This is a genomic window from Corynebacterium dentalis, from assembly GCF_900232865.1.
Taxonomy (GTDB): domain Bacteria; phylum Actinomycetota; class Actinomycetes; order Mycobacteriales; family Mycobacteriaceae; genus Corynebacterium; species Corynebacterium dentalis.
Window position 1 is genome coordinate 62,723 of the sequence record NZ_OCTS01000001.1, and the last position, 25,384, is coordinate 88,106.

General features: G+C 61.1%; 21 protein-coding genes. 4 read left to right on the forward strand and 17 right to left on the reverse strand.

The window, feature by feature from the left end; translation table 11 throughout:
- Positions 1-33: 33 nt before the first annotated feature.
- Positions 34-3,525 carry a chromosome segregation protein SMC gene (smc, locus tag CS919_RS00275; RefSeq protein ID WP_099297137.1) on the reverse strand — a complete coding sequence of 1,164 codons (3,492 nt, stop codon included), beginning with the start codon at positions 3,523-3,525 and terminating at the stop codon, positions 34-36.
- 24 nt (positions 3,526-3,549) lie between these two features.
- Positions 3,550-5,019 carry an alanine/glycine:cation symporter family protein gene (locus tag CS919_RS00280; RefSeq protein ID WP_099297139.1) on the reverse strand — a complete coding sequence of 490 codons (1,470 nt, stop codon included), beginning with the start codon at positions 5,017-5,019 and terminating at the stop codon, positions 3,550-3,552.
- Between the two features lie 342 nt (positions 5,020-5,361).
- Here CS919_RS00280 and CS919_RS00285 point away from each other — a divergent pair, with 342 nt between their 5' ends.
- Positions 5,362-7,455 carry a heavy metal translocating P-type ATPase gene (locus CS919_RS00285; RefSeq protein WP_099297141.1) on the forward strand — a complete coding sequence of 698 codons (2,094 nt, stop codon included), beginning with the start codon at positions 5,362-5,364 and terminating at the stop codon, positions 7,453-7,455.
- A 38-nt stretch (positions 7,456-7,493) separates the two neighbouring features.
- Here CS919_RS00285 and mutM read toward each other — a convergent pair whose 3' ends face one another.
- The 11 genes from mutM to CS919_RS00340 form a co-directional block, all read right to left on the reverse strand.
- Entirely contained in the window at positions 7,494-8,378 is an 885-nt protein-coding gene (mutM, locus tag CS919_RS00290) for a bifunctional DNA-formamidopyrimidine glycosylase/DNA-(apurinic or apyrimidinic site) lyase (protein ID WP_099297143.1), read from the reverse strand.
- Positions 8,379-8,382: 4 nt separating this feature from the next.
- Complete coding sequence (gene rnc, locus CS919_RS00295) at positions 8,383-9,156, reverse strand: ribonuclease III (protein WP_099297145.1); 774 nt, start codon at positions 9,154-9,156, stop codon at positions 8,383-8,385.
- Between the two features lie 3 nt (positions 9,157-9,159).
- On the reverse strand, positions 9,160-9,699 hold the full coding sequence (locus tag CS919_RS00300; RefSeq protein ID WP_099297147.1) for a YceD family protein: 540 nt from the start codon (positions 9,697-9,699) through the stop codon (positions 9,160-9,162).
- 38 nt (positions 9,700-9,737) lie between these two features.
- Positions 9,738-10,496 carry a F0F1 ATP synthase subunit B gene (locus CS919_RS00305; RefSeq protein WP_099297581.1) on the reverse strand — a complete coding sequence of 253 codons (759 nt, stop codon included), beginning with the start codon at positions 10,494-10,496 and terminating at the stop codon, positions 9,738-9,740.
- Positions 10,497-10,651: 155 nt separating this feature from the next.
- Positions 10,652-11,137: a pantetheine-phosphate adenylyltransferase gene (coaD, locus tag CS919_RS00310; protein ID WP_099297149.1), complete on the reverse strand. Its 486-nt coding sequence runs from the start codon at positions 11,135-11,137 to the stop codon at positions 10,652-10,654.
- A gap of 18 nt (positions 11,138-11,155) precedes the next feature.
- Entirely contained in the window at positions 11,156-11,719 is a 564-nt protein-coding gene (gene rsmD / locus CS919_RS00315) for a 16S rRNA (guanine(966)-N(2))-methyltransferase RsmD (RefSeq protein WP_099297151.1), read from the reverse strand.
- Positions 11,716-11,943, reverse strand: a complete 228-nt coding sequence (locus tag CS919_RS00320; protein ID WP_099297153.1) for a biotin/lipoyl-containing protein — start codon at positions 11,941-11,943, stop codon at positions 11,716-11,718. The genes rsmD and CS919_RS00320 overlap by 4 nt, the downstream gene beginning before the upstream one ends.
- 53 nt (positions 11,944-11,996) lie before the next feature.
- Positions 11,997-14,168, reverse strand: a complete 2,172-nt coding sequence (locus tag CS919_RS00325) for an ATP-dependent DNA helicase RecG (protein WP_099297155.1) — start codon at positions 14,166-14,168, stop codon at positions 11,997-11,999.
- Positions 14,169-15,734, reverse strand: coding sequence for a DAK2 domain-containing protein (locus tag CS919_RS00330; RefSeq protein ID WP_099297157.1), 1,566 nt, complete (start codon positions 15,732-15,734; stop codon positions 14,169-14,171). It abuts the gene before it with no gap.
- Positions 15,735-15,744: 10 nt separating this feature from the next.
- Positions 15,745-16,407 (reverse strand): uracil-DNA glycosylase, encoded by a 663-nt coding sequence (locus CS919_RS00335; RefSeq protein WP_099297583.1) that lies wholly within the window; start codon positions 16,405-16,407, stop codon positions 15,745-15,747.
- 20 nt (positions 16,408-16,427) lie between these two features.
- On the reverse strand, positions 16,428-17,411 hold the full coding sequence (locus CS919_RS00340) for a thiamine-phosphate kinase (RefSeq protein WP_099297159.1): 984 nt from the start codon (positions 17,409-17,411) through the stop codon (positions 16,428-16,430).
- 209 nt (positions 17,412-17,620) lie between these two features.
- Between CS919_RS00340 and CS919_RS00345 the strand changes: the two genes are divergently transcribed.
- Positions 17,621-18,616, forward strand: a complete 996-nt coding sequence (locus CS919_RS00345) for a DUF3515 domain-containing protein (RefSeq protein ID WP_099297161.1) — start codon at positions 17,621-17,623, stop codon at positions 18,614-18,616.
- 19 nt (positions 18,617-18,635) lie between these two features.
- On the opposite strand, the gene CS919_RS00350 is transcribed toward CS919_RS00345, so the two are convergent.
- Positions 18,636-19,844: a D-alanine--D-alanine ligase family protein gene (locus tag CS919_RS00350; RefSeq protein ID WP_288801068.1), complete on the reverse strand. Its 1,209-nt coding sequence runs from the start codon at positions 19,842-19,844 to the stop codon at positions 18,636-18,638.
- A 128-nt stretch (positions 19,845-19,972) separates the two neighbouring features.
- On the reverse strand, positions 19,973-20,974 hold the full coding sequence (locus CS919_RS00355; RefSeq protein WP_099297165.1) for an NAD(P)H-dependent glycerol-3-phosphate dehydrogenase: 1,002 nt from the start codon (positions 20,972-20,974) through the stop codon (positions 19,973-19,975).
- A gap of 197 nt (positions 20,975-21,171) precedes the next feature.
- On the opposite strand from CS919_RS00355, the gene CS919_RS00360 reads away from it, so the two are divergent.
- Positions 21,172-22,218: an NUDIX hydrolase gene (locus tag CS919_RS00360; protein ID WP_099297167.1), complete on the forward strand. Its 1,047-nt coding sequence runs from the start codon at positions 21,172-21,174 to the stop codon at positions 22,216-22,218.
- An 8-nt stretch (positions 22,219-22,226) separates the two neighbouring features.
- On the opposite strand, the gene leuD is transcribed toward CS919_RS00360, so the two are convergent.
- Together leuD and leuC are read right to left on the reverse strand one after the other, a co-directional pair.
- Positions 22,227-22,814, reverse strand: coding sequence for a 3-isopropylmalate dehydratase small subunit (gene leuD / locus CS919_RS00365; protein WP_099297169.1), 588 nt, complete (start codon positions 22,812-22,814; stop codon positions 22,227-22,229).
- 121 nt (positions 22,815-22,935) lie between these two features.
- The gene (gene leuC, locus CS919_RS00370; RefSeq protein WP_099297171.1) at positions 22,936-24,405 is read right to left on the reverse strand and encodes a 3-isopropylmalate dehydratase large subunit; all 1,470 of its coding nucleotides are present in this window, start codon (positions 24,403-24,405) and stop codon (positions 22,936-22,938) included.
- Positions 24,406-24,579: 174 nt separating this feature from the next.
- Here leuC and CS919_RS00375 point away from each other — a divergent pair, with 174 nt between their 5' ends.
- Positions 24,580-25,302 (forward strand): IclR family transcriptional regulator, encoded by a 723-nt coding sequence (locus tag CS919_RS00375; RefSeq protein ID WP_099297173.1) that lies wholly within the window; start codon positions 24,580-24,582, stop codon positions 25,300-25,302.
- The last annotated feature ends 82 nt before the right edge of the window (positions 25,303-25,384 follow it).

Sequence of the window (25,384 nt, forward strand, 5' to 3'; positions counted from 1 at the left end):
CGGACAATCCTACGCTGTGAGATTTTGCACGCGCTAGGCGCCCGCCGGCTGCATCCTCTGCGAGATCACGCGAGTGATTCCATCGCCGCGCATCGTCACGCCGTAGAGCACGTTAGCCACGTCCATCGTGGGCTTTTGGTGCGTGATGACGATCAGCTGCGAATCCTTACGCAGCTCTTCAAACAGCGCGATGAGGCGGCGCAGGTTCACGTCATCCAGCGCGGCTTCAACCTCGTCCATGACGTAGAACGGCGAAGGGCGCGCGCGGAAAATGGCCACCAGCATGGCCAGCGCAGTCAGGGACTTCTCACCGCCGGAGAGCAGCGTCAGACGCTTGACCTTCTTGCCTGGTGGGCGCGCTTCCACCTCGATGCCGGTGGTGAGCATGTCCTCCGGCTCCGTGAGCACCAGGCGTCCTGCACCTCCCGGGAATAGGGTGTTGAAGACCTTAGGGAACTCCGCTTCCACGTCCTCCCAGGCTTCCGTGAACAGCGTCAGGATGGTGTTATCCACGTCCTTGATCACGCCTTGCAGGTCCTCGCGGGCACGCTCCACGTCGTCCAGTTGCTGCGCTAGGAACGAGTAGCGCTCTTCCAGCGCCTTATATTCCTCCAAGGCCAGCGGGTTGACCTTACCCAGCGAGTTCAGCGCCTTTTCCGCCTTCTTCAGCTCTGCGCGCGTCTCGGTGGCGTCAAAGTCCTCCGGCAGCTCCTCGGCGAATAGCTGCTCGGCGGTCATGCTGAGCTGCTCCATCGCGTTATCCAGTGCTTGTTCAATCTTGAGTTGAGCTTGACTGCGGGCCAGCTCTGCCTGGTGCGCGGAGTCCGTCAGCCGTCCGAGCTGTGCAGACAATGCGGAGACCTTGTCCTTTTGCTGGCTCATCGTGGTCTGCCAATGCTTGTGCTGCGCATCCGTGGCCTGGCGGGCATCCTCCGCTCTGTGCAGCGCGTCCTCGATGCGCTGGCCTACGCGCTGGGCCTGCTGCAACACGGCTGCCGCTGTCTGCTGTGCTGCTATGCGCCGCTGCTGCGCCTTCTCAAACTGCTCGCGCGCTGCCAGTTCCTGGCGGGCCTGCTTCCGCAGTCCCTCCGCCCGGCCTCGAGTGGCACCGGCGCGCTCCTCGGCGGTGCGCAAGGCCAGGCGAGTTTCCATTTCCAGCGCCTTAACCTGGGACAACGCCTGCGCAGCCGCATCCTTCTCATGCGTTGAGGGCTCCTGCTCCTCCCCCTCGTCGTCGATCCGCGCCACACGATCAGCCAACTCCGCGACCTGTGCCTCGGCCTTATCCAGGCGCTGTTGCGCAGCCTCGGATTCGGCCGTTGCGCGCTGCAGCTGCCGGCTGGCCGCCTCAAACGCCTTCTGTGTGGCCGCCGCGTGGCGTTGCTTGCCTTCCAACGTGGCCTTGTGCGCCTGCATCGCCGCACGCGCACTGGCAGCCGCAGTTCTGCGTTCAGAGGCCGCCTCCAAGGCACCATCGAGTGCGGCGTGCAGGTCCGCGAGATCCTTTTCCTTTTTTTCGACGCCACGCTCCGCCTCGTGCACACGCTCCGCCAGCTCCACGGCAGTCGTGCCTCCGGTACCCGCAGCGGCCCATCCAGCGCCAAAGATCATCCCGTCCTTAGTGACGGCGCGCAGGCGCGGATCTTCGCTCACCACCTTGCGAGCTTGTGTCGCGTCGTCTGCAGCAACCACATCCACCAGCAACGAGCTCAGCGCGCCACCGATAGCCTCCGGTGCGTCCACGAGATCCAGCAGCCATTGTCCGTGAGCTGGAGCTGTGTCCAATCGCCAGCCTTTCGTGCTTCCCCCTTCCAGAAGCACCGCGCGGCCCTGAGATTCGGAGCTGAGGGCGCGGAGTATGGCGTCGGAAATAGAAAAATTGGGGGATTCGGAATCACCGATCACCATGCCTGCGGCGGCCTCACCCAGCGCGGCGGACAGGGCGGTGCCCCACCCTTCGCGGGCTTCAATGACCTCGGCTAGCGCGGTGGCCTGCGTGTCCTGCTCCTGGGCCACGCGGGTAGCCACCTCGGCACCGTCGGTGGGGCGCATCTGGTCATTCCACGCGCTGATGGTGGCGCGCAGGGTGGCCACTTCGCGCTCCAGACCCAGCTGCCGGGCACGCAGCTCGTCTGCGCGGGTCTCGGCGGTAGCGGCTTCCCGTTCGGCGCGTTCCAGCTGGTCGTCAAGGTCAGAACCTGAAGTCTCTGCCTCCATGGAGGTCTCCGATGCCAGTTCCAGCTCTTCGGCCGCAGCGTCCACGGCCTCCTGGTGGTGCTCAACAGTTTGGGAAAGACGCTCCACCTCGGATCGGGCGGATTCCACGGTGGCGGTGGCGGCCTCGTGCTGGCTGAGCAGGCGCACCACGCCTTCACGACGGTCGGCGATAGCACGCACCTGGGCGAAGTGTTCTTTTTCTGCCTGCCGCGCCGCATCCTCGCGCTCGGCGACTTCTTCCCGCACGGTCTCGAGCTTTTCGGTGGCCATCTCCACGGCCTCGTCCAGCTCTTCCTGCTCCTGCTCAGCACGCGCGGCGCGTTCCATGAGCTGGTCAGGGTCTTGGCCGGACCATTGCGCCGAGTGGTGTTGTTCGGCGCGGTCCGCGGCGATGCGGATGGTCGCCGAGTTCTTCTCCGCCACGGCGGACAAGCGGTACCACAGCGTGCGGGCGGATTCTGCGCTCTCCATCGCGGTGCTCAGCTCTTCTTCGGTCACGGCGAGTCGCTCGGAGTGCTCCTCTAACTGGTCTTGCAGCTCCTCGACTTGCTCGGCTACCAAGCTGGCCCGGCCGGATACCGAGTTCAACTCTTCGGACAGCGTCTGCACGCGGTGCACGGTCAGCTGCACCCGCGACTGGCGAATGGTTGCCTGCACCGTGGATGCCTTTTGTGCTGCCTCAGCCTGGCGAGCCAGTGGTCCTAGCTGTTTGCGCAGTTCGTCGGTGAGATCGTGCAGGCGGTCGAGGTTGGCCTGCATGCTCACCAGTTTGCGTTGCGCCTTTTCTTTTCGACGCCGATGCTTCAGCACTCCCGCGGCTTCCTCGATGAATGCGCGGCGATCCTCCGGCTTGGACTCGAGGATTTGCGCGAGCCTGCCTTGTCCCACGATCACGTGCATTTCGCGGCCGATGCCGGAATCGCTGAGCAATTCCTGGATGTCCATGAGGCGAGCCTTGGCGCCGTTGATTTCGTACTCGCTGGCACCGTCGCGGAACATGCGACGGGTCACGGAGACTTCCGAGTACTCGATGGGAAGGGCACCGTCGGAATTATCAATGGTCAGTGTGACCTCGGCGCGCCCCAGCGCCTTGCGCTCGCCCGCTCCGGCGAAGATGACATCTTCCATCTTGCCACCGCGCAATGTTTTGGCTGAGTGCTCACCCATCACCCACGCCAGTGCGTCCACCACGTTGGACTTGCCCGATCCATTAGGCCCCACCACCGCGCAAATGCCCGGCTCGAGTTTCAAGGTCGTCGCAGATGCAAAGGACTTAAATCCCTTGAGGGTCAGCGACTTCAAATACATCGGTTCAGAATAACATCGTCCGGATTAGGCGCGGGAAGCTCGCTCATCCCAATATGCACGGGTGGTCACGGGATCCGTACCGTCCCAGCACTCCACGTTCTTCAGCTCTGGAAGATCGTCGCGGTGGAAGATCGGCTCCAAGCCCTGCCTCTTCTGCGCGGAGTAATGACGCAACAGCTTCACTGCTACCCCACCCAGAGGGAAGATGGCGATCAGGTTAATGACCACCATGATGGCCGCAAAAGTATCCGCCAAGGACCACACCAGCGGCACGGTGCCCACGGCGCCGCCGAACACACAAGCAACCACGAGGACGCGGAAAGTAATCATCACTGGCTTGGACTTGGTGAAGTACTCCACGTTGGCCTGTGCCAAGTAGTAATTGCCCAACACGGAGGAGAACGCCAGGAAGAACAAGATGAACGTGACGAGGTGAATTCCCCAGTCGCCGATCTGAGAAGCCAACGCGTTCTGGGTGAGGTTGGCGGATTCCATGTCCTCTCCGAACACCGGGTTAGACAGCAAGATGATGAATGCGGTGATGGAACACACCACCAGAGTGTCGAAATACACGCCCAGGGCCTGCACCAACCCCTGTTTGACGGGGTGCGATACTGCGGCAGTAGCGGCCGCATTAGGAGCGGAGCCCTGGCCAGCCTCATTAGAGAACAAACCACGGCGCATACCGTTCATGAACGCTGCACCAATGGTGGCACCGGCGATTTCCTTGAAACCGAGGGCGTGGGAAATGATGCTGCCGATCATCGCCGGAACTTCCGTGATGTTGAGCAGCAGTACAATCACGCCGACCACGATGTAGATTCCGGCCATGAACGGCACGATGATCTGCGTGGCGTTCGCAATGCTGCGCACACCACCGAAGATGATCACGGCCGTCACCGCGGCAATCACTCCGCCGATGATCATGCGGGTGGTTGTGGACACGTCACCGCCCAATGAGGTTGCCGTGGCCTCCACGATGGAGTTAGTCTGCACCGCGTTGTAGACGAAGCCATAGGTGATGGTGATGGCGATGCCAAAGATGACCGCCAACGGCTTCAGACCCAAACCACGCGTCATGTAGTACGCAGGTCCACCCACATACCCTTCTTCACCACGTGATTTCCACAACTGCGCCAGTGTGGACTCCACGAATGCAGTTGCGCCGCCGATGATGGCGATCATCCACATCCAGAACACTGCGCCAGGTCCACCCAAGGAAATGGCGATGGCCACGCCCACCACGTTGCCAGTACCCACGCGGGAGGCCGCAGAAATGGTGAAGGCCTTGAACGCGGAGATGTCGTCCCGGCTGTCGCCATTATCCGGCTTGTCGCGCAAGGAGCGGAGCATGTCTGGGAACATGCGCACCTGCACGATGACCGTGCGCAGCCCGAAGTAAACACCGGCGGCGATCAACAGAAAAGGGATAACCTTCCACACGTTGTTGTTGATCACGTCAGTGATGAAGGTTTCAATCTGAGTGAGATCCATAGCGCAAAACGTATCCTATGGACAGCAGATCCGGTGCATTATTGCTGACATTTTGGGAAAATGCTCACTTCAGTGGCAGCAGGAATTTTGGCCTTTGGCCACGACGACACGATTCATCGAAGCAGCAGTTTGTGGGCACATCGTCATCGGTACGCGGGCTTCGTTCCGGTGCGTCAGCCGCACAGGCCTCTGATCGGCACACACTCTTCACTCTTCAAACCCCATTGCAATATACCCCCTAGGGGTATATAATCTTGCGTAGAACCTTAGAGAATCAGAATTTCGCTACCAGGACGCCTACATCAAGGAACATCACCCAAACAGATTCAAAGGAGAACATCTATGACCGGACAAGCGCACTCCCACGATCACACTTCCGAGCACGGCCGGCATGACATCGCAACAGAGCCCGATGGAGGTCATACAAACCACGGTGAACATGACAGCCATAGCCACTCAGGTCATGCAGGGCACGGTGATCACGTGATGCAGTTCCGTCGGCTGTTCTGGATAAATCTCTTCATCGCACTACCTGTTGTATTACTCTCCCCCATGTTCGCGATGCTCATAGGCTATTCAGTTCCCAGCTGGGCCGGCTGGGTTGCTGGCGGACTCGGAACCGTCATGTATTTCTGGGGCGGCAAGCCCTTCCTTACTGGTGGGTGGGAAGAGCTGAAGAGCCGCCAACCGGGGATGATGATGCTCATAGCGTTAGGAATTACCGTCGCGTTTCTCGCATCGTGGGCGGCGACGCTCGGTTTGGTGAATCACCAACTCGAGTTTTGGTGGGAACTGGCACTACTGGTCGTCATCATGCTTCTGGGTCACTGGATCGAGATGCGTTCTCTAGCGCAAACCTCCTCGGCACTCGATTCACTTGCGGCTCTCCTGCCCGAGAAGGCCGAGCGCATCGAAGGTGAAGATGTAGTAACGGTCGACCCATCTGAACTGGAAGTGGGCAACATCGTCATTGTCCGACCAGGCGGAAGCGTTCCTGCTGATGGCACCATTGTTGAAGGCCACGCGGAAATGGACGAGTCCATGATCACAGGAGAGTCCCGTTCCATTTCCCGCGCTGAGGGAGACTCGGTGACAGCCGGTACTGTCGCCACCGATTCCGGCCTGCACGTAGAAATTACTGCCATTGGCGAGGACACTGCCTTGGCGGGGATTAACCGACTGGTATCTGATGCCCAAGATTCTTCCACGCGTGCTCAGAGAATCGCTGACCGTGCCGCTGCGCTCCTTTTCTGGTTCGCACTCGGGGCTGCTCTCATTACCGCTACTGTGTGGTCGATCTTCGGTAGTCCTGCCGATGCAGTAGAGCGCACCATCACGGTGTTGGTTATCGCCTGCCCCCACGCTCTCGGCCTTGCAATACCACTCGTGGTGTCCATAGCAACCGAACGCGCAGCCCGCAATGGTGTGTTGATCAAGGATCGCCTCGCGTTGGAATCCATGCGTGACGTCGACGTCGTTCTATTCGATAAGACCGGCACACTGACCAAGGGCGAACCTACCGTCACGGATATCGAATCCGTCGTAGACCTCGATTCTGACCGCGTGCTCGCACTGGCTGCGGCTGCTGAGGCTGATAGTGAGCATCCTTTAGCTCGAGCGATAGTCAAAGCAGCAAAAGATAAGGGCCTACGTTTCTCAACATCCAGCGATTTTAGTTCTTCCCCCGCTGTCGGCGTAAGCGCAACAGTGGATGGCCAGAACGTCCGAGTCGGTGGTCCACGTCTGCTCGAAGAATCTGGACAGGAAGAAATCGGAGCTGCCGCCAACTGGCGTGAAGAAGGCGCCATCATCCTGCACGTTGTTCGAGAAGGAGAAGTCATTGGCGGACTCAAGCTCGCTGATGAAATACGTCCCGAGTCTCGCGAGGCTGTGAATGCTCTACACCAACGGCGCATCGAGGTTGTGATGATCACCGGAGATGCTGAAGCCGTGGCCAACAAAGTTGGTCAAGAGCTGGGGATCGACCGCGTGTTCGCTGGAGTGCGGCCGGCAGACAAGTCGGCCAAGGTCGCATCTCTGCAGAAGGAGGACAAGAAGGTCGCGATGGTCGGCGACGGCGTCAACGATGCTCCAGCACTCGCCCAATCGGATGTCGGCATTGCTATTGGGGCCGGCACGGACGTGGCGATCGCTTCGGCAGGAGTCATCTTGGCCAGTTCTGACCCGCGCAGCGTCCTTTCAGTTATTCGGCTATCCAAGGCCACATACCGAAAGATGAAGCAGAATTTGTGGTGGGCTGCGGGCTACAACATAATTTCGGTTCCACTCGCTGCTGGTGTACTTGCACCGATTGGATTCGTGATGCCCATGTCCGTCGGCGCGATCCTGATGTCTCTATCAACCGTCGTTGTGGCATTTAATGCACAACTACTCCGTCGCGTGGACCTCGCACCAAATTCAACCAATCGCTCCTAATGCCGAACTCGCCATGATTCGAGGAGCAACCGGCATCGTCATCGCTGACATTCGGGGCAGAAATGTGAACTCCGTCCACCCACAACAACACGCTGAATAGGCGTCTCACACCGAACGCACGGCCGCCCCTCGCGCCCGTAGACGTTGAGCGAGCGCGAGAAGTACCCCGAAGCGCCATTCACGTTCACGTACAGCACATCGAAGCTGGTTCCGCCGGCTTCCAGGGCCCGTTCCATCACCTCGCGGGCAGCGTGAATGATTCTTTCGACGCCAACCCCGCTCAAACCAGCAGCTTTCCTCCGTGGCCGCACACCAGCAGCCCACAGGGCTTCATCAGCGTAAATATTGCCAATCCCTGCAATTACCTCTTGGTTCAAAAGCACCTGCTTGATAGGCGACTGCCTACGTTTAATGTCCTTGGCCACCGCCTGTGCATTGAAGGAAGATTCCAGCGGATCCTGCGCAATGTGCGCCGCCGAGGCTGGAACGCCCGCCGGATACTCGCCATGCGAGTCATCCACCAGGGCCACCAACTCCCAGCGCCCGAACGTCCGCTGATCCACAAAGTTCAAGTCCACGCCCCCGGAGAGCCTGGCCCTGATGCGCAAGTGGGTGGAGGTCACCGCATCTGGCTCGGTCACCAGCATCTGCCCACTCATGCCCAGGTGCACCACCAGAGCTTCAGTCGGCTCGGCCCACTGATCGCCTGTGCCAGGGATTTTCCGGCTCAGTTCCAGCCAGAGAAACTTGCCGCGGCGACGAGCCGAACGAATCAGGGCGGCGTCGAGAAGAAGAGAAAGATCCTGACCCACATGCGAGCGCACGGCGCGGGGATGCAGTACGTCCACCCCCACGAACGTCCGCCCCACCACGTGCTGCTCCAGACCAGCACGGACAACCTCGACCTCGGGCAATTCGGGCATGGGTTTAAGAAGAGGCCTGCTTCGAGGCCCGCCCAGCCTGCGAGACCTCGCCCTTGAGCAGGGTCACCATCGCCTTGGCGGCGGCGTGCTCGGCCTCCTTCTTCGTGTGGCCGGTGCCCTCGGTGCGGTGGTCCTCGCCGACAGTCGCCGTGGCGGAGAACGTCTGATCGTGTTCTGGACCCGACGCCGAGGTGCTGTACTCCGGGAGCGGGAGCTTCATGTCACTCAGGCGCTCCAGCAGCACGGTCTTCCAGTCCATATTCAAGCCGGTAGCAGGCGCCTCGCTGATGCGGCTGGCGAAGATCCGCAGCACGGTCTCGCGAGCCGTGGCGAAGCCGTGCTCCAGGTAGATCGCGCCCAGGATGGCCTCGACCGTGTCCGAGAGCGTGGAATCTTTGTCATCGCCGCCGGTAAGCATTTCACCGCGGCCAAGCAAGATGTAAGGCCCAATGCCCAGTTCGCGAGCCACGGAGGCGAGCGCGAACTTGTTCACCACGCCTGCGCGCATCTTGGACAAGTCAGACTCAGAACGGTTGGGGAACTCACGGTAGAGCTGCTCCGCAACGGACACACCCAGCACGGCGTCGCCCAAAAATTCCAGGCGCTCGTTGTCTGGGAGATTGTCATTCTCATGCGCGAAGGAGCGGTGAGTCAGCGCCAGCCGCAGATTGTCCTCCGAGAGCGTGATTCCCCACGCGTCCAGCAGTGGCTGGTGATCGGACTTGCTATACGCCGCGTTGAGGGCTGCTTCGCCAGTCAGGCGACGCTTTCTAGCCATGAGTTACTGCTCATCCTCCTGAAGCTTGAACTTCTCCAAGCCGGCCCATCGTGGGTCCGGAGTGTCTTCTGCTTCCACATCTTCGGAAATGCCGTCCGGCTCCGGGGTGGATTCCTGGCAGGCGGTGCCGTAGGTCTCGCAGGTGGGAGAAAACGGCGTATTCAGGCCGGCTTCGTCGATCACCAGCTGGGAGATGTCGATGGCGTTATCTTCCACCAGGTTCGGCTCTTCGCCCTCTTCTGCTTCATCGCCTTCGATGAAATCTGGGTTCGCGCCGAATACTTCGTTGACGCGCACGGTGAACTCTGGGTTCAGTGGCTGCAAGCAGCGGGCGCAGGTGCCGGTGGCTTCGCCGTCGACCTCTGCGTTGACCATGAACGCCTCGCCCAGGTTGTTGATTGTCGCGGTGACACTGACGGGAGTGTTTTCCTCCACCGCCAGCATCTGCGCACCCCACCGAACGGGAGACGGTCCGGTGGTGTTGATCGTTTCCGACGCTCCGCTGGCGATGTCTCCAACGTGAATGACAAAAGGGTTGCTCATACCCTAGTTTGTACCCGCTTTCGGGCACTTACCGGTAACTACAGCGCATAGTCGCCGTTACCTGGTCCCTGTGGCTGTCCGTGGGACGGTGCCTGCTGTGGGCGGTAACCTGCGGCACCCGCACCCTTACGTAGCGCAGCGCGGTCGCGGTTGACCACGCGGAGCGTTTCATTCAGGGAGTTCTCAAACTCAGAGAGAGTGGAGTCCACGTAGCGGTCGCACTCGGTGCGGAGGCGATCGGAATCTGCGTGAGCGGACTCGACGATGCGGTGTGCCTCTGCTTCTGCGTTGCGCACGACCTCAGACTCGGAGACCAAGCGCTGCTGCTCGGCGATGCCTTCGTCCACAGAGCGCTGGTAAGACTCGTTACCGGAGGTAATGAGGCGCCCGGCCTCAGCCTCTGCGCGGCCGGTGACCTGCTCGTATTCGCGGCGAGCATCGGAGACCAGGCGGTCGGCCTCTGCCTCAGCTTGAGCCACGGTGGCGGTCGCACGATCCTGAGCGTCCTGCAGAATTTCATCCGCCCGCACTGTGGCATCTGCGAGGATCGCATCCCGCTCTGATTCCGCGTCCCCGATCATGGAATCGGACTGCTGCTGAGCGTCCGAGATGATGTTATCGCGGTGGTCCAAGACATCCTGAGCGTCGTCTAGCTCCACTGGAATGGCATTGCGCATTTCGTCGAGAATGTCGAGCACCTCACGGCGCGGCACCATGCAGTTTGCGGTCATGGGCACGCCGTAAGCCTGCTCCACCATCTGCTGTAGATCGTCCATACCCTGGAATGTCTTGTACATGGCATCCACTATGGCACCTCTACTCCACGGTGTTGCTCAAAGACACGCGTGTTAATTCATGTGACAGAAGAAAATAGAGGGAATGTTGGGTAACACGGAGGTAAACAGGCTGCGGTGGAATGCTCTGGGTGCTCGTTGAGCTCAGCCCCCGCGCCCTACTTCGCGTACTTGGCCTTCACAGCCTCGACGACAGGCTCCGGCAACAATCCATCAATGTCTCCGCCGTACTTGGCCACTTCCTTGCACAAGGTCGAGGACACGTATCCATATTCCGGGCTGGTAAGCAGGAAGTACGTATCCGCCCCGGACAGGCGCTGGTTCATCTGCGCCATCGGCAGTTCGTACTCGTAATCCAATGAGCTGCGCAGACCCTTAACCATCGCCGTGATGTTGTTCTGTGTCAGGTAGTCCACCAGCAACTTGTCCCACGTATCTACGCGCACGTTCTGCGGAGGATTCGGCAGGGACTGCAAGGATTTCTCAATCAGCTCCACGCGCTCTTCGGCCGTGAACAGCCCGTTCTTGTTGGGGTTGTACGTCACCAAGATGGTCACCTGCTCCCAATCTGAGGCAGCGCGGGTGAAGATATCCAGGTGGCCTAGGGTCACGGGGTCAAAGGATCCGGGGCAAACTACATGCATGCCCCACAGTCTACGTGCCTAACCGCGCCAAATCGCCATGTCGAAGCGCGCGATGCCGTAGGTCCGCTTCTTCAACTTCTGGTCGGTCCGCTCAAAGCCTTCCGGCCACACCACTTCGCGAGCATCGGACGGCCGCTCGATAATCACCACCGCATCCTCAGCCAGCACGCGAGGAAGCGCTGCGACCAGCTCGTCCGTGGCCTCATCGGTCAGCTCGTACGGAGGATCAGCAAACACCATCGTGAAGTGGTTCTGCGGAGCGGTATGCAAATAGGTGGATGCCTTGGCCTCCACCACGTGGGTTGACGGATGCCCCACCACCTTCGCGTTCGCGTTGATGATCTCGGCTGCGCGGTGGTTGAAGTCCACCAACGTGACCTCGGCCGCCCCGCGCGAGGCAGCCTCCAGCCCCAGCGCACCCGAGCCCGCGAACAGATCCAACACGCGCTCGCCCTCGAACCCGAAGCGCACCTGCAGCGAGGAAAACAGTCCCTCGCGTGCGCGGTCAGACGTAGGACGCGTGCCAGCCGGCGGAACCTTGATTTTCCTGCCCCGAGCAGTTCCAGAAATGATGCGTGTCATGAGTCTTCTCCTCGCACTGCCTCAATCACCAGCAGCTCATCTCCCCCGGACACTGCCACGAAGTCCTCGTGTATGCTCCGCCGCACCACTCCCGGCCCCGGCGCCAGCACGGGCGCTTCCAGCTTCATTGCTTCCACCACTGCCACTGCAGCACCAGTGTCCACCTCATCCCCATCTGCCACGAGGAATCGAGCCGTCCCCGCGAATGGTGCGCAAATCTTCATGTCCCACATCCTAACCGGCGCGGTACATCCCACTCCGCAGCCGGGAGAGCAAACTAGTTGCGCTCGATGTAATCCTGCTCATCCACGTCCAGGCCGGCCACCAAATTCCGTGCCAATTGTTCGTCATAACTGACCAGCTCCGTGGCATAGCGCCGCGCCTCAAGGATGATCTCCTCGTCCTCCGTGAGATCCAGCAGCGTGGCCCTGCGCACGCGCGCCCCGGACTGGCTCTCGCCCAGGATGTCCCCCTCCGTGCGTTGCTTGAGGTCCAATTCCGCCAGCACAAAGCCGTCCAGAGTCCCCGCCACAGCCTCCAGCCGCGCGTAGCTGGGACTGCCCTCTTCCGCTTCCGTATGCAACAAGCACACCGCATCAGCGCTTCCGCGGCCCACCCGTCCGCGCAACTGGTGAAGCTGAGATACGCCGAAGTTCTCGGCGTCGAGAATTAACATCATGGTCGCATTGGGAACGTCCACGCCCACCTCAATGACCGTGGTGGCCACCAACACATCGATGTCGCCGCGGGAGAACAGGCCCATGACCTCGTCTTTATCCTCGGCGTTCATGCGCCCGTGCAGTACTGCAACGGTGGCATCGGGCAGGATCTGGGTGGCAATGCGCTCGCCCCAGGCCTCCACGCCGTCGTCGCCATCGATGCGCGGCACCACCACATAAGCCTGCCTGCCCGCGCGAATTTCCTCGGCCATACGCTGCCACGCGCGCTCCACCCACCGGGGCTTCCACGCAGGCACCACCGAGGTGGAAATCTTTCCGCGACCAGCCGGTAGACCTTCCAAACGCACCGATTGCAGATCGCCGAACATCGTCATCGCCACCGTGCGCGGAATGGGTGTGGCCGTCATGACCAGCGTGTGCGGCGTGCGATCCATCGGCGCCATCTCTCGCAGCTTGTCGCGCTGCCGCACACCAAAACGGTGTTGCTCGTCCACGATAACCAAACCCAGATCCGCGAATTCCACACCGTCTTGGATCAGTGCATGCGTACCCACCACAATGTCCGCCTGACCACTAATGATGTTGAGCAGGCTGAGCTTCTTCTCGGCCGTTTTCTGCGAGCCAGTCAGCAGGGTCACGCCCACGGTGGTGCCGGACAGCAGCTGCGTCAGCGTGCGCGCATGTTGCGCTGCCAGCACCTCGGTCGGCGCGATGAAGGCGCACTGAAAACCAGCCTGCACCACCTGCATCATCGCCAGCAGCGCCACCACAGTCTTGCCGCTGCCCACGTCTCCTTGCAGCATCAGCTGCGCCGGGTTCGTACTGTTAAGGGCCTCGCTGATGCGTTCCAGCGCGTGGGTTTGCCCCTCGCTCAAGGTGTACGGCAAGGCTTTTTTTACCTCCGACGCCACACCCGTGTCCTGCGGAGCCATCGCCACCGACGTCCGCTTCTCCGCATCCGCGCGACGCAGCGCCATCACCACTTGCAGCTCAAGCGCTTCGTTGAATTTGATGCGGCTCTGCGCGGCGAACGGCCCCTCTACCGGAGGTTGGTGGATCTCCCGCACGGCCTGGGCAAAGGAAATCAACGGCTCACCCTCTGGGTCGATCGGCCAGGCCGGAGCAGGCGCGTCTGTGGACGCAGCAGGCAGGACCTCGGCGGGCTGGTCCACAGCCGCGAGAACCTTGTCCATCACGCCGATCAGCTCGGCGGTGGACGTGCCGGGACGGCGCGGGTAGCTCGGCAGCCACGGCTTGCTCAACAGCTCTTGGGCCTGCTCGCCCGAACCCGCCACGTCCACGATCGTTTTGAGCGGCCCGAACGCGCCGAACTTAGCACCTTCCCCGGGATGCACGGTGACGTAGCTGGGGTTTTTCAATTGCCACGCCTCACGGAAGCGCCCCAGCTTTCCGTAGAGCAGCACGATGGTTCCGGCGGTCAAGCAGGCCTTATGCAGACCCGGATTGCCAAACAGCGCGGATTCCATCATCGCCGCGCCGTCGGTAAACGTGAAGGAGACGATGGTGCGAGGGCCGCGACCGGAACGGTTTTCCCGCTCAGAGACGTTGATGATCTCTGCCACGCACGTGTACATCTCCCCCTCTTCCAGCAGGTCGAGAGCCTCGGTACTGCCCGCGCGAACGTACTTGGTGGGGAAATTCAACAATGCGTCCGTCATGATGCGCAGCTTGGGCCTATCCGCCAGCTTGCGGGCCCGATCCGGAGTGATGACCTGCGAGAGAGGCCGCTGATCTTCCCACCCGAGCATCTATTCCACTCCGATCTCCACCACGTGCCCCACGGAATCAGCAGCCATGCCCTCCGCTGGGTAATCGTGGAATTCAATATCTGGATGCTGCCGTTGCATATGCGCCCGCAGCTTCTCCATCTCGTCGTCGCTGACTTCCGGCGTGGACCACAGCAAGGTAACCAGCTCGCCGCCCTCAGCCAACATCTCGTCCAAGTCGGCGATCATCGCATCCCCAGTGGACATGCAGAACCGCTGTGCAGAAACAGCGTCGACCATATCTTCCACATCATCGTCATGATCATTGGCAGGATCATGCACGGCCAGAGCCGCCAGCCCACCCACTAAAGAGCTGGTATCAATGGCACTGAGATCAAAGCCCTGGTTGAGGATCGATGAGGCATCTCGGCCGTTGGTCAGCACCACCAAGGACCCAGTTCCGGACATCGCCAGCAGATCGCGAACTTCTTGGGCAGAGGCGCGCTCTACGTCCAAAGTGATTGCTCCGGCATTTTCAAAGATGCTCGCGACCCCTCCTGTGGGAGCCAGCGCGATGATCGGTGACGAGGGAAACTCCGAATCCGGCAGTACTTCCAGCCGCAGGTCGGAGACACCTCCAAGCTCATAAGCACGCTCGATGACGGCCCCTGGGAAACGAGTGTGAATGTGCACTCGCACCAGGTTGTCTCCTGCCTGGGCGATGACCAAGCTGTTGCCGTTGCGATCGAGAAAAGCGCGCAGTGCGGCAAAGGAGGAAGGGTCGGCGCTGGCGTCGAACATGAACATGACCTCCAGCTCCGCAGAACCACTGCCATGCACGCCGATCTCAGGATCGGTGGCGGGGTCCTTCTCCGGGCTGGAATTGTCTGCAGAAGCTGGTTCGGATTGAGTGCTGCCCGAAGCTGCTGCATCGGTAGGATCCGCTTCCCCCTCCGCTCCAGCGTTTTCCCCGGCAGCTCCCTCGATGGCTCGGCTCGCACCAGACTCGCCGCTCAGGGTGTCGTACAAGGACTGCAAGATGACCACGAGACCGCGCCCACCTGCATCAACCACGCCCGCCTTGGCCAGCACGTCCAGCTGTGTGGGGGTTTGCTCCAACGCAACTTCCGCAGCGTGCAAGGCCTGACCCACCGTCTCAGTGAGCGAGGCACGCCCCGAAGCCGCACCCTCGGCAGCCGCACGAAGCACCGTGAGGATCGTGCCCTCAACGGGCGAAGAAATAGACGTCTTCACAAAATCGACAGACAGCTGCAACATTTTCACCACGGCTTGGCTATCGATCTTCCCCCGGGACGCCGTATCAGACAGCGCCCGCAACACCTGCGAAAGCACCATGCCCGAGTTGCCCCGCGCCCCACGCACCGCACCGCTAGCCAGAGCCGTGGTGACGTCCTGCACGTCCTCAGAATCGGCTTGATCAGCAGAATCTACAGCGACCGCCATGGTGTAGGCCATGTTGGAACCGGTATCGGAATCCGGAATCGGAAAAACATTCAGACGGTTGATCTCCGCCTGACGCTCCCGCAACCCCGCTGCTGCCCGGCGCGCCCATTGAGTGATCAAGGGTCCGTCGAGGTTTTCTGCCATGTGCACCAGCCTAGCTGTTCAGCGACCAGTTGACGGGATCGGCACCCAGGGAGGCCAGCAGTTGGTTCGCTCCGGTAAAAGGGTGCGAGCCGAAAAACCCGCGATATGCGGACAGCGGAGACGGATGCGGCGAGGCGATGACGCGATCCGGTCCAAACAATGGCGCGAACTTCTGTGCTGGCTTCCCCCAGAGAATCGCCACTGTGTCCGGGCGCTCAGCCACTTGCTTGACAACCGATTCAGTGATCTGCTCCCATCCGCGGTTGTGGTGGCTTCCCGGTTGCCCGGCGCGCACCGTGAGAACACGGTTGAGCAGCATCACCCCCTGCTCCGCCCACGGGGACAAATCTCCACTGGTGGGGCGATCAAACCCCAAGTCCGTTTGGTATTCCGCAAAGATGTTGGCCAGCGATTTCGGTAACTTCGCCTGCGCGGGCAGGTCCGCAGAAAACGACAGCCCCACCGCGTGCCCGGGCGTGGGATACGGGTCCTGCCCCACGATTAACACGCGTACGTCCTCCGGCGCCATGCGCAACGCCCGCAGGATCAGATGCGGTTCCGGCAGGATCTGTTCCTCATGTTGTGCTTCCGCCAGAACGTCTTGCAGAACATTTTCGACGCCATGCACCTGCCAGCCCGGGTGAATTTGCTCCACCAGCTGGGGGATATTCATTTGCTCGTTCCCCGGTGCGTTCACAGCGACTGCCACCCGGTGGTGTACGTGGGTCGGTTTCCACCGATGGTCACAAACGGGGCGTCCGGATCGGTTTCGTCGAGCCTGCGCACCATGCCGATTGGGCGGTACGAAGCAGGCAAGCGCGAATCTGTGGTGCCGATCAGTGTGTGGTCTTCCCCACCGGTAAGCACCCACTTCCACGGGTCGCATCCGGTGCGCTCTGCTGCGTGCAACAGATTGCTATCGGGCGCGACGGCTTCCACGTCTACGTCAATGCACACGCCTGAGCGCTGCGCGATCACAGAGAGATCCGCCACCAAGCCATCGGAGTTATCCGTCATGGAGCTCGCCCCGGCCGCACGCGCGACGGTGCCGCGCCCCACCTCAAGCTTCGGTGAGCAATGCCAAGACACGAGCTCCTGCAGGATCGGATCATCCTGTGGGACGGACTTGCGAGATCCGAAGTACTGCAGCACATCCAGTCCTGCTGCCGAATAGCCGATGTTGCCCGAGGCGATCACTCGGTGCCCCACTCCCGCGCCGTCCAAAGTCAAGGCTGGCGCTGGTCCTCCCAGCTCTCCGAGTGCAGTCAGCGACAAGACCAGATCCTCGGCCCGCACCACGTCGCCACCTACGAGCTCGGCACCCCACGGAGTGGCTGCATCGTTAATGCCGCGGGCTAGCTCCGAGATGGTCTCCAGGGGCATGTCCCCCGGGGTCACGATCGCCAGCAGCAAAGCGGTGGGACGTGCGCCCATCGCTTGAATGTCCGCGAAGTTCTGCATCACTGCCTTTACGCCCACCTCATAGGGAGACGAGTAGCGGAAACGGAAGTGCCGACCCCGCACCAGGATGTCCGTAGTACAGACTTGGCGAGCGTTCGACGTGGTGGAATCCAGCACGGCTGCATCATCACCGTTGAGGGAGCTAGGTGCGGCGGAGCGGATCGCCGCGATGGTTCCGGCTTCGCCCGCCTGTTCCACGGTGATGTTTCGTGCCATAGCCGTCCTCAACCGTCCTCGGTGTTTCATGTGTACGTCAGTGTGTGCGCACCAGTGCGTGTGTCTGTCTCTACCTCAAGCAATGTCAAGGCCGAAAGACGCGTATCAACAGTTCAACATACGTGACACAACTACACCATGCCGAATCTGCACCCCTACTTACCTGCCCTATTAACAGCTGCGCGAACACCGACCTAAAATATTCCACTATGTCGTCTCCTGTCACTGACTCTTCTTCTCCCGCACCGCGCACTGCCACTGGTTCATCCGCGGATGCTTCACGGGATTCCTCGCGCCTGCCGATCATTATCGCGCTGGTTCTCGCCGTGCTGTTTGTGATCGCCGTGGTGGTGGGAGCGCGCATCGTCATGGAACGCCAGAGCATGGTTCCCATCGCGATGGGTCCCGTGGATGCCCCAGACGCCGAGAGCCAGACCTGCTCGCAGTACATCTCCGACCTGCCCCAAGAGCTCGGCGGTTACAAGAACGTTGGCCTGGTTGACCCCGCCCCCGCAGGCGCCGCGGGCTACCGAAACCTGGCCAAGGACGAGCTGACTGTTCGTTGCGGCGTGCGCCTTCCGGACCAGTACACCGTGTTGTCCCCCACCATTGAGGCCGACGGCTCGAAGTGGCTGGAAGTCGTCGACGCCACCCCAGGCTCCGACCTACGCACCTGGTACTCCGTCGGCTCCAGCCCCGCGGTGGCCGTGACCAGTAGCAATGACATCACCGAACAACTGGGTTCCCTCGGCCACGCCACCAAGTCTTTCCCCGGCGAGGCTCCCGAACCTGGCCCGTACCCTCTGTCCGAGATTCCTATGGTCTCTTCGTCCGACGCAAACTCCGTCTGTTCCGAGTTCCTCAACGCCCTACCTGATTCCTTTGCCGGGTATGCACGCGAGGAACGCGAAGGAGCACCGTCTCGCAGCGCCACCTACCTCAGTACGGACTCCGCCGAACCCGTGGTGGTTCGCTGCGGCGCCGAGCTGCCAGAGAGCTACGGCTCCGGCGAGAACATCACTCAGGTCAACGACGTGGCGTGGTTCGCCGAGCCATCCGTGGCACAAGGCTCCACCACCGGCGTGTGGTACGCGCTGAGCCACGAACAGATCGTGGCCGTGTCTATGCCGAACAACGTGGGCAACGCCGCCGTCGACGCTGTGACCGAGGCCATCAGCTCCACCATGAAGCTGGAACAGAAGTAACGCTGCCCAACCTCCCGCTCTAGTGCGCTGGGTGCTCCAAGGCCCTCTCAATCAGCGTGGACAGAAGCTCTCTGTAGGCGACGTTGGAAGCCGCGAACATCTTGGGGTACATCGAGATCGGCGTGAAGCCGGGCATGGTGTTGATCTCGTTGAGCACCGGCCCCTTATCCGTGACAAAAAAGTCCACGCGAGCTAGGCCCTCGCAGCCCAAAGCCTCAAACGTGGCGATCGACCAGTCCTGCACCTGCGTGGTCATCGCTGGATCGATCGGGGCGGGGATGGCGGCGCTGACTGTGTTATCCACGTACTTGGCGTCGAAACCATAGAAACCTTCGTACCCATCTCCGGTTCCCTGCAACAAGGCCGGGACGGACGCGACCAGCTCACCGGATGGCTGCTGCAGCACGCCGCACTCCACCTCAGCGCCATAAATCATGGACTCGATGACCACCTTGTCATCGTTGTTAAACGCTTCCTTCAGGGCAACGGGAAGTTCCTCCCACGCGTCCACCTTGGAAATACCGATCGACGAACCGCCGCGGGCTGGCTTCACGAATACCGGCAGGCCCAGCTCCTGCTGCTCCTGCTCGGTGAGCTCTCGCTCCTCGGAAATAACCAGCTCATGAGTGACCGGGATGCCCGCCTCACGGGCCAGCTTCTTGGTGAACACCTTGTCCATGCCCGCCGCAGAGGCCAGCACGCCATTACCCACATACGGGACGCCTACGAGGTCGAACAGACCCTGGATAGTGCCGTCCTCGCCGTTGAGCCCGTGCAGGACTGGGAAGATGACATCGACGTCCGCAAACGGCTCACCGGCGTTATCCCCCGTGGTGTAGCGCATGTGGCCAGGCTGACCGCCAAAGACCAGCTGGACGTGCTCGCCGCTATCGCTGACCCGCGGCATAGTGGCCCCCTGAGCCTTGAGCTGCTCGCTGAGCTCGCTGATATTCGGATTCTGCGGGATCCACGCACCCTTCTGGGTGATGCCCACAGGCACTACCTGGTAGCGATCGGGATCCAGATGAGACATCACGGCCCCCGCAGAGATGCAGCTCACCGAATGCTCCGTGGACTGGCCACCGAACAAAATAGCGACGGTTACTTTTCCATCGCGGGGTTTCGCTGCGTTTACCTCGGACGATGCCCGTGCCTCCGACGGCGAGGAACCCGCCGAAGACTGCTTAGCGGACACGGTTGCTGAGGTAGGGGCTGCAAAATTATTCACGGCACCCAACTCTACCGATCAAGAAGACACGTCACTCACTGGGACACACTGAATACGGCACAGTGTTACGACACACTGAACGGGACACTGAGCGGTGCTCCTGGACCGGGTCCACCCGTTGAGCTCCGCTAGAGCTCAGACTTACGAGAACGCCCCAACAACTGCTGCAACGCAGCCTTCGCATCCTCACCGTTGTGACAGATCTCCACCACTGCGTCCGTAATAGGCATCTCCACACCCACCTTGCGCGCCAGCTCCGCAACGGACTGGCTCGAGACCACGCCCTCTGCCACTTGGCCCTTCGTCTCTTCCGCGGCTTCTTCGACCGTTTTTCCCTGGGCCAAGTGGAAACCGAACGTGCGGTTACGCGAGAGCTTGGAGGCACATGTGGCCACCAAATCACCCATTCCCGCCAACCCGGCAAGCGTGCGGGGATCGCCACCCAGCTCCAGCGCCAGACGAGTCGTCTCCGCCAAACCACGCGTCACCACGGTGGCCGCAGTGTTATCGCCAAAGCCCATGCCAGCCGAAATGCCCGCAGCCAGCGCAATCACGTTCTTGCATGTACCCGCGACTTCGCAACCCACCACGTCCGTGTTGGTATACGGACGGAAATAAGGTGCCGCCACCGCAGCCTGGATCAGCTGCGCACGGTCTGTGTTCTCACACGCCACCACAGTCGCCGCAGGCTGACCCGCCGCCACCTCCTTCGCCAGGTTCGGGCCAGTCAACACTGCAATACGGTCACTATCTGCTTCCGTCACCTCAGCGATCAGCTGACTCATCCGCAGCCCCGTGCTGTGCTCGATGCCCTTTGCGAGCGACACAAGCGAGGCGTCGGAAGAAATCAACCCCTTCCACTGCTCCAGGTTCTTGCGCAACGACTGCGACGGCACGCCAAACACAACAATCTCCGCATCCTGGAGTGCCTCGGCGGGATCGGAAGTTCCATAGAGACACTCCGGAAGCGCGATATCCCCGAGGTAGGAAGAATTCCGGTGGTTATCGCGAATGTCGGCGGCGACTTCCTCGCGCCGGGCCCACACGGAAACCTGGTTGCCGGCGTCTGCGAAAACCTTGCCCACCGTGGTGCCCCAGGATCCTGCCCCCATCACTGCGACCTGTACCATCCGCTTCCTTCCTCAATCCTGTTCTGTGCGCTCATTATGCGATACTTTGAAACGATAACTGCTAGTTACCGCTCGATGACGACCAAACACCCGCGCGAAGCTGGAAATGCGCGAATACGGTGAGCGAATTTTTGTTCCTGTGACGGCAGCTTAATGAAAAACTGCACTAAACACCTGCTTTGTGAGGAATTGACTCTGTGATCTCCCATTCTGGAATCGGCGATTTGTCCACGTCCCTCGCGCTGTCTCACCACGGCACCGGACACATCAGCCGCATCGGATCCCGCCCGGCTGAGGAATTCGCGCGTCCTACCTTCGCATCAGGCGCAGTGCTGTGGCGTCGACCAGAAGGCTCCCCTGCCGGCCAGGGCGAGGGCTTCACGGACGCTGGCTTGGGTGGAAACGAAGGCATTGAGATCGCAGTGGTTCACCGCCCTCGTTACGACGACTGGTCCCTACCCAAGGGCAAAGTTGACCCCGGCGAGAATTTGCCTGGCACGGCGCTCCGCGAGATCAAAGAGGAAACCGGACTCGATGCCACCCTCGGCTGGCTGCTGGGTTACGTGCACTACCCAGTCAGCTCCCGCACCAAGGTGGTCTACTACTGGACCGCTGAGGTGACCTCGGGAACCTTCGTGGCCAACGAGGAAGTCGATGAACTCCGTTGGGTCAGCTTCGACGAAGCCGCCGAGCTGCTCACCTACGATGTTGACCGCGAAGTCATCGACGCTGCCCGCGGATTGCTTTCCCTGGGCTGCGACCGCCGCGTGCTCTACATCCGCCACGCCAAGGCTCACGACCGTAAGGGGTGGGCCGGCGACGACAACCTGCGCCCGCTGACCAAGAAGGGACGCCGCCAGTCCGAAATGCTCGTGTCCACTGTGGAGGGCTACCGCCCCACCCAGCTGGCCAGCGCCTACCCCGAGCGCTGCGTACACACCGCTGAGCCCACCGCTCAGGACCTCGGCTTGGAACTGAACGTGAACCCGCAGCTCGGCGATTCCGGATGGCGCGAAGATCCCAATGCTGCCGTGGATGCCTTCCACGCTGCAACCGCTGCCCCCATCTCCGTGGTGGTTGGCCAAGGTACCGCAATCCCCGGAGTTATGGGACGCATCTGCGCAGATCAGGATATTGAAATCGAGGACATGCGCGTGAAGAAATCCAGCATCTGGGTGCTGCACTTCAGGGGCGACCAGCTGCTGGGGCTGGACTACCTGGCCAGCCCCCTGCCGGTGAAGTAGCTGCGACCCTAGAGGGTCTGTGGCTTAAACGCCGGACGAGACTTCTCGTAAGTCTCGATCTTGTCCTCCTGGCGCAGAGTCAGGCCGATGTCATCCAAGCCCTCCATCAAGCGCCAGCGAGTGTAATCGTCCACCTCAATCTGGAAGGTGTGATTACCCAGCGTTGCGGTGCGCTCTTCCAGGTTGATCGTCATTTCTTGGCCGGGGTTCTGCTCCAGCAGCTTGAAGATCAGCTCGATATCCGATTCCTCCAGCTGCGCCGCGAGCAGGCCCGCCTTGCCTGAGTTTCCGCGGAAGATGTCCGCGAAGCGGCTGGAGAGAACCACGCGGAAACCGTAGTCCATCAGCGCCCACACTGCGTGTTCACGCGAGGAACCAGTACCGAAGTCTGGGCCCGCGACCAGCACGGACGCATTCTCATAAGGCTTTTGGTTGAGCACGAAGGTGGGGTCTTTGCGCCATGCGGCGAACAGGCCGTCTTCAAAGCCGGTGCGGCTCACGCGCTTTAGGTAGACGGCGGGGATTATCTGGTCGGTGTCCACGTTTGAGCGGGTCAGCGGTGCTGCCACGCCGGTGTGGGTAGTGAACTTGTCCATGGGCTAACTCCTGACGGGTGGGAAGTTGGAAATGAGGTCTCGTGTGTTGAGCTATGAGGCGCTGAGCGGGCCGTGCGTAGGTTGCGGCGAGGTTGTTCGCCGCAGGCCCCGCTGTGTTGCCCTAGTTTTGTGCAGACGCCAACGCCGGCTCCAAATCAGCTGGTGAAGACAAGGTGCCACGGATGGCCGTTGCCGCTGCGACAGGAGGCGAGACCAGGTGGGTACGGGATCCCTTGCCCTGACGGCCCTCAAAGTTGCGGTTGGAGGTGGACGCAGAGCGCTCTCCCACATCGAGCTGATCTGGGTTCATACCTAGGCACATGGAGCAGCCCGCCGTGCGCCATTCGGCACCAGCTTCTTCGAAGATCTTGTCTAGGCCCTCTTCTTCGGCCTGCACCTTTACGCGAGCCGAGGATGGAACCACGAGCATGCGCACGTCATCGGCGACCTTGTGTCCCTTGATAACCTCTGCTGCCACGCGGAGATCCTCGATACGGGAGTTGGTGCAAGAACCGAGGAAGACGGTATCGATCTTGATCTCACGCAATGGGGTGCCAGGCTCGAGATCCATGTACTCCAATGCACGCTCGGCGGCGGCACGGTCGCTGTCGTTGGTGAAGTCCTCCAGAGCGGGGACACTCTCTCCCAGCGGCAGGCCCTGACCGGGGTTGGTACCCCAGGTCACGAAAGGAGTCAGGGCTGCGCCGTCGATGTGAACGACGGTGTCGAAGTCTGCGTCGGCGTCGGTCTGTAAGGACTTCCAGTACTCTACTGCGGCGTCCCACTGCTCACCTTGAGGTGCGTGCGGGCGTCCCTTGACGTACTCGAAGGTGGTCTCATCTGGTGCGATCATGCCTGCGCGGGCGCCCGCCTCGATGGACATGTTGCACATGGTCATGCGGGCTTCCATGGATAGCTTGCGGATAGCTTCGCCGCGGTACTCGATGATGTGGCCTTGGCCGCCGCCGGTGCCGATCTTGGCGATGATGGCCAAGATCAGATCCTTCGAGGTGACACCGGGCTGCAGCTCGCCGGAAACTTCGATGGCCATGGTCTTGAATGGCTTCAGTGGCAGGGTCTGGGTGGCCATGACATGCTCCACCTCAGAGGTGCCGATTCCCATGGCGATGGAGCCGAACGCGCCGTGAGTAGAAGTGTGGGAGTCACCGCACACCACGGTCATGCCGGGCTGGGTCAGGCCGAGCTGTGGGCCCACGGTGTGGACGATGCCCTGCTCGATATCACCCATGGAGTGCAGGCGGATGCCGAACTCTTCAGCGTTGTCACGCAAGGTGGAGACTTGGAGACGAGACGTTGGCTCTTGGATCTCCAGCAGGTTGCCGGAGGACACACCGATGGTAGGAACGTTGTGATCCTCCGTGGCGATGGTCAGGTCTGGACGGCGAACCTTGCGGCCGGCCTGGCGCAGTCCATCGAATGCCTGCGGAGAGGTGACCTCGTGGACGAGGTGAAGGTCGATGAACAGCAGATCTGGCCCGCCATCCTGACCTTCGGCGACTACATGGTCGCGCCACACCTTTTCGGCGAGAGTTAAAGGCTTGTCCGTCACGATCTCTCCTCGTTGTCTCATGCAGAGTCTGCTGCATGTTCTGTTGCAGAAGTCTTCTAGTGGATTGCTTGCGGTGACCTAGTGGTTGCCCACAATGCACGGGGCTTGGATGGTTTCCAAAGCTGCCCCAGCCGAGTGACCACAGTTGCGTCTCACATGGCTTGTTCCACTGGATGGAATGTATAGTATCAAATCATGGGACAAAACAAAGACGTGCCCGCCGTAAGTGGCATCCAGGTTCTCGATCGCGCGATCTTCCTCCTCAGCGTGATCGCCAAGGAGCCGCGCAACCTCGCCGAGTTGTGCGAAATCACCGGACTCCCCCGTGCCACGGCCCACCGTATCGCCGTGGCCTTGGAGAAGCATCGACTGATTGAGCGCATGCCTGATAGTCAGTGGACTGCCGGCCCTGCGTTGGCTGAACTTGCTCCTCATTCTAGTTCCCGCCTCGAGGACGCCGCAGAGCACATCTTGCCGCGCCTCATGCAGGAGACTAACGAATCCGTGCAGCTGTATCGGCGCAGCGGCATGGAGCGTGTGTGCATTGCCAACGCAGAACCAACCGCAGGTTTGCGCGATACCGTCCCCGTGGGCACACGCATGACACTCGAGGCAGGTTCCGCCGCGAAGATCCTGGTCGCATACGGTTCTGCCTCTCTGCAAAAAGACGTTCTTCCTACCGCAGCCTTCGACGCTAAGGAACTGGAACGAATTGTGCGCGACGGCGTGTCCGAGTCTTCAGCCGAGCGCGACCCCTCACTTGCCTCCGCGTCCGTACCCATTTTCGACGCCAGCGGCGCCCTGATCGCAGCCCTGTCCATTTCCGGACCGGTTGGCCGAATTGGGGGCGCTCCTGCGGAGCGGTTCGGAAGCCAACTCAAGGAAGCAGCTCGCCAAATCGAAGAGCAGCTGGGTTAAGTTCACGCGCTGCTGCAGCAACCTGAGGTTAAGTAGGGGCTAAACAAAGAAAAGTCCCTCTCCGGTTAACGCTTACAACGTT